4 protein-coding genes are annotated in these 4,842 nt (G+C 65.6%); 3 read left to right on the forward strand and 1 reads right to left on the reverse strand.

All coding sequences use genetic code 11. The annotated features are described in order from the left end of the window. Positions 1-171: 171 nt before the first annotated feature. From HMPREF3036_RS10455 to HMPREF3036_RS10465, 3 genes are read left to right on the forward strand one after another with little or no spacing between them, the layout of a single operon-like run. Entirely contained in the window at positions 172-2,088 is a 1,917-nt protein-coding gene (locus tag HMPREF3036_RS10455) for a PhnD/SsuA/transferrin family substrate-binding protein (RefSeq protein WP_062334265.1), read from the forward strand. A gap of 37 nt (positions 2,089-2,125) precedes the next feature. Beyond that, the gene (locus tag HMPREF3036_RS10460; protein ID WP_062334269.1) at positions 2,126-2,767 is read left to right on the forward strand and encodes a response regulator transcription factor; all 642 of its coding nucleotides are present in this window, start codon (positions 2,126-2,128) and stop codon (positions 2,765-2,767) included. A 10-nt stretch (positions 2,768-2,777) separates the two neighbouring features. Then, complete coding sequence (locus HMPREF3036_RS10465; protein ID WP_062334272.1) at positions 2,778-4,286, forward strand: FAD-dependent oxidoreductase; 1,509 nt, start codon at positions 2,778-2,780, stop codon at positions 4,284-4,286. Positions 4,287-4,372: 86 nt separating this feature from the next. On the opposite strand, the gene HMPREF3036_RS10470 is transcribed toward HMPREF3036_RS10465, so the two are convergent. Continuing rightward, positions 4,373-4,842 (reverse strand): deoxycytidylate deaminase (locus HMPREF3036_RS10470; RefSeq protein ID WP_062334275.1); only part of this gene is annotated, 470 nt, incomplete at its 5' end.

Raw genomic sequence — 4,842 nt, forward strand, 5'->3', positions numbered from 1 at the left:
ATAAAGCTTTCGACTTTAGTCGAGAGTTGTTTACACAATTTACTACCCTGAACTTTCCTGCGGCAAAGTAATACCTCAATAAAACGCGAATTTATTCCCGCTTTCCCGAGCGTCTTGCTCGAGGCCGTGCGGGCAGGCTAAGATTCTCTGAACCAGACCGCCTTTTCCGCCATGCCGTCCCTTCGAATCCAGCTTTCAGCTCTCGCCGCCGCAGTGCTCGGCGCTGCGGCCGTGCAGGCCGCGCCCTCCCACGGCGGCGTTGCGGCCGTCTCGTCCGCATCGCAGACGGGCTCGGGCGAAGGCGACGTGAAGATCGGCATCATGGACACGATCAGCACGGCCGTCGACACGGCGAGCCTGAGGGAAGGCCTCGTGCTGCTCTCGAATCCGCTCGAGAAGGACTTCCGCATCTCATGGCGCGACATCGTCACGCCTGATGCGGCCCAGGAGGTGCTTCATCAGAAGCCCGACTTCCTGATGCTGCCCACCGAGCAGATCGATCTGATGGAGGAGCAGGGGGTTCAGACCTTCCGCATCGCGACCCGCAAGCCGTGGACGGCGACCGACGCCGCGCACGCGGTGGGCTCGCTCGTCGTCACCCGCGCCGACAGGACGGACATCAACACGCTCGAGGATCTGGCGGGCAGGCACATCGCTGCCGACACGCCGACGAGCCTCACGGGCTGGCTTGCGCTGCTGGGCGAGATCGCCCGCGCGGGGCACGATCCGGAGAAGTTCTTCGGCAGGACCACGTTTCTTAGCTTCGCCTATCCCGGCGTTCTTTCCGCCGTGCTTCACGGCAGCGCCGACGCGGCCGTGCTGCCCACGTGCCTGCTCGAGCTTCTCGACTCGCGTGGACTCGTCAACGCCGCCGACCTCAAGGCCATCGGCGTGAAGAAGTCGGACGCCATCGTCTGCCGTCACTCGACGGCGCTCTATCCCGACATCAGCCTCGTGGCCTTCCCCTGGACGCCCGAGCCCCTCGTCAACCGCATGACGGTCTCGCTCCTCACGAACGGCGGGGACGCGAACTACGAGTGGTCGGCCATGGTGGGAACGTCGGACTTGCGCGAACTCTACAGGCTTCTTGAGATCGGGCCCTACCGCCACCTGCGCGACATGTCGCCCATGGCGGTCTACAAGCGCTGGCAGACCGAGATCCACGTCGGTCTTCTCGTCCTGCTTCTGCTCATCCTGAACGAATTCCGCCTGCGCGGACTCGTCGCGAAGCGCACGTTGGAGCTCTCCGACGCGCTCTCGGCGCTTGAGGCGTCGCAGGCCGAGGCCGCGGTCGTGCGCGACCAGCTCGGCGCGCTTGAACGCAAGAACATCGCCGCGCAGATGTCGGGCATGATCGCTCACGAGATCAAGTCGCCCGTGGGCGCGATCCGCAACTTCGCCGCCGTGGTGAAGATTCTTCTAAAGGACGCCATCGCGCAGAATCCCAATGCGAGGACGGCCGTCGAGGGGATCGACGCCGAGGCGCTCAAGATTGCGGGGATCGTCGACCGCGTGAGAGGCTACGTGAAGAACCGCACGGCCAACCACGTCCCGGCGGACCTCAAGCGTGCCGTCGACCGAGGCGTTCGTGCCTTCAAGCTCGGCAAGCTCGCCTCGGTGCCCGTCTTCGTGCAGATGCCCAACGAGCCCGCAACGGTGCTCGGCGACGGACTCGAGCTTGAGCTTCTCGTTCTCAACCTCGTGAAGAACGCGGCCGAGGCTGTGCACGAGCAGACGGACGAGCACGGACGCGCCACGGGCCGCGTCATCGTGACGCTCGCGGCGATCAGGACCGAGACTCCGCCCGAGGGGTGCGGCCGCAGGCAGTGGATGCTGACGGTGGCCGACAACGGGCGAAAGCTCACCGAAGCTGAGAAGGCGTGCCTCATGCACTCGCTCGAGAGCGTCAAGCCCGACGGGCTCGGACTCGGCCTCTCGATCGTGCGCGGCATTGCCGACAGCCACGGGGCGAAGATCGAGTTCGTGGCGAAGCCCGCGGGCGGCGTCGTGGTGAGCGTGCTCTTCGACGAGCTCGACGAGGAGGCGGCCGCGAGGGCCGCGGGCGCGATCGACGCGGGAAGGAACTGAACGAAAAGACCGGACAAAACAAAGGAGACGGACAACAATGGCCAAAGTCATACCGATCGTGCGAATCGTCGACGACGATGAAACCTTCTGCATGTCGCAGAAGATGTTTCTTCAGGCGATGGGATGGTTCGTGCTGATCTACAACAGCGCGAAGACCTTTCTTGAGGACGACGATCCCTCGCAGCCGGGCTGCCTCATTCTCGACATGCGCATGCCCGAGATGACGGGGCTTGAGCTGCAGACGGCGCTCGTCGCCCGCGGCGCGCCGCTGCCGATCATCTTTCTCACGGGGCACGGCGACGTGAACATGGCCGTGCATGCGCTGCAGCACGGGGCCTTCGACTTCCTGCAGAAGCCCGTCGATCCCGAGAAGCTGAACGAGGTCGTCTCACGCGCGGTCGAGCATTCGATCGCGCTCCACGAGCAGACGAGGAGCGAGGAGATGATCCGCGCGCTCTACGACTCGCTCACCGCCCGCGAGCAGGACGTGGTGAAGCTCGCCGCCATGGACATGAGCAACAAGGACATCGGCGAGAAGCTCTTCATTTCGCTTCCCACGGTCAAGATGCACCGCAGCAGCGCCTTCACGAAGCTCGGCGTCAAGAGCGCCCTTGAGGCCTACTGGATGCTCGAGACGATCGGCGTCGTCGAAAAGGGCGCGGGCAGGAGCAGGAACTGAGGATCCGATCATGACGTTCGCCCGCAGCAAGAGCAAGGAAGGACCCGACCGCCTGAGGCGCAGGCTGCTGGTGGCAGGCGCCGCAGCGGCGCTCTGCCCCGCGCACGCGCTTGCCGGCCACAGGGAGGACCTGCAGCAGGACTGGGACGTGATCGTGATCGGCACGGGCATGGCCGGCCTCACGGCCGCGGTCTCCGCCAGAGAGGCGGGTGCCGTGCGCGTGCTACTTCTTGAAAAGGGGCCGCTCGTGGGCGGGCACACGCTCTATGCGGCGGGCTCCGTCGCCGTGCTGAGTCCGAGGCGTCAGGCGCCCATCGGCTTCACGGACTCCGTGGAGCTCTGGATCCAGGACGCGATCAAGGCGGGCGGCACGGTCCTGAGACCGCACATCACCCGCATTGCGACCGAGTCCGAGGCGGCCGTCGACTGGCTCGAGGGGCTCGGTCTCGTCATGACGCGCACCGCCTATCAGGCCGTGGGCGACATGCATCCGCGAAGCGTGACGGCGCTCGGTCTTGCCGCTGGCCGCCGCTTCGTGATCGCGCTTCACGAGAACGCAAGAATGCTCGGCGTGACGACGGCGCTCAACACGCGCGCCGTGCGGCTCGGCAGGGCCGAGGAGGACGGACTCGTCAGGGTTGTGGTAAAGCGCACGCTTCCCGGCGGCGAAGTGAGGGACGAGGTGCTCCGCGCGGGTGGCATCGTGATCGCCACGGGTGGCTTCACGGCCGACGTGGGCAGGCGCCTGCTCTATGACGATCGTCTCACGGTCGACGTGCCTACCACGGCCAATCCGCAGGGACTTTATTTCGACGGTGCCACGGGCGATGGGCTCGACCTGGGCGCCATGGTGGGCGGCCACACGGTCGGGATGAGCAACATCATCCTGCTGCCCTACGCGGGCGGGCGTCTTCTCGACTACGTGGGCGGGGACATCTATGTCAACAGCTCGGGCGAGCGCTTCATGAACGAGGCGATGCCCATCTACGACATCAGCGAGGCCATTCTGGCGCAGCCCGGCCGCACGTGCTGGGTGATCACGGACAGCCGCTCGAGAAAGGGCGGGACGCTCGGCCTCAAGCTCGCCGACGGCACGGTGCGCCGCTCGAACACGATCGAGGAGATGGCAAGGGCCATGGACGTGCCCGTCAACCCCCTCAGGCGCACGATCAGCGAATACAACGAGGACGCCGCCAAGGGCCTTGACCGCAGGTTCGGCAAGCGGATCTTCACGCAGGCGATCGATTCGCCGCCCTACTACTGGGGACGGGAGGCGGTGTACGTGCACATGACGCTGGGCGGCCTCGCGGTGAGTTCCGAGGCGCGGCTTCTGGACCGCAGGGGCATGCCGATCCCGGGATTCTGGGCGGCGGGCGAGACGACGGGCGGGATCTTCGGACGCGGGCGTCCGGGCGGCATGTCGCTCATCACCTGCCTCGTGCAGGGACGCGACGCGGGCCGCGCGGCGGCTGAAAGGTCGCTCGCGCTCAAGCCAAAGGCGAAAAAAGTGGAGAAGTGATCCGACCTGATCGGGCCGGATGCGGGATCCTAGTGCACGGAACCCGTGCCGCCGCAGTCGCAGCCCTCGATCCTGCAGTCGCACGGCTACATCGGGAACGGCGGCTCGACGTCAAGGTGCGTGACGTTGACGCCCGCGCGCTTGAGGAATTCAAGGCCCTCGCTGCTGCGGTAGAGCGTGTGGTAGTAGACGTCGGTGATGCCGCACTTCTGGATGAGGAGCGCGCAGTGGATGCAGGGACTGTGCGTGATGAAGATGGCGGCGCCCTTGCTGGAGTAGCCGTTCTCCGCGAGCTTCGCGATGGCGTTGAGCTCGGCGTGCTGCACTTCGGGACGGGTCACGAGACGGCCGTCCACCTCCATTTCGCAGCAGTTGTCGTAGCCCGTGGGCATACCGTTCCAGCCGAACGAGATGATGGAGTGGTTCTTGACGATCACGCAGCCCACCTTGAGGCGGCGGGCATAGCTTCTCTGGGAGGTGAGAAGCGCGATCTGCATGTACATGCGGTTGTCTTTCTGGATGTCCATAGAATTGCCGCGAGGGAACATCCGACTTC

The sequence above is a fragment of the Sutterella sp. KLE1602 genome, from assembly GCF_001578585.1.
Classification (GTDB): domain Bacteria; phylum Pseudomonadota; class Gammaproteobacteria; order Burkholderiales; family Burkholderiaceae_F; genus Sutterella; species Sutterella wadsworthensis_A.

Excerpts from the sequence above, each read along its gene's own strand:
- HMPREF3036_RS10455 (WP_062334265.1), top strand. The coding sequence starts at position 172 with ATGCCGTCCCTTCGAATCCAGCTTTCAGCTCTCGCCGCCGCAGTGCTC.
- HMPREF3036_RS10460 (WP_062334269.1), top strand. The coding sequence starts at position 2,126 with ATGGCCAAAGTCATACCGATCGTGCGAATCGTCGACGACGATGAAACC.
- HMPREF3036_RS10465 (WP_062334272.1), top strand. The coding sequence starts at position 2,778 with ATGACGTTCGCCCGCAGCAAGAGCAAGGAAGGACCCGACCGCCTGAGG.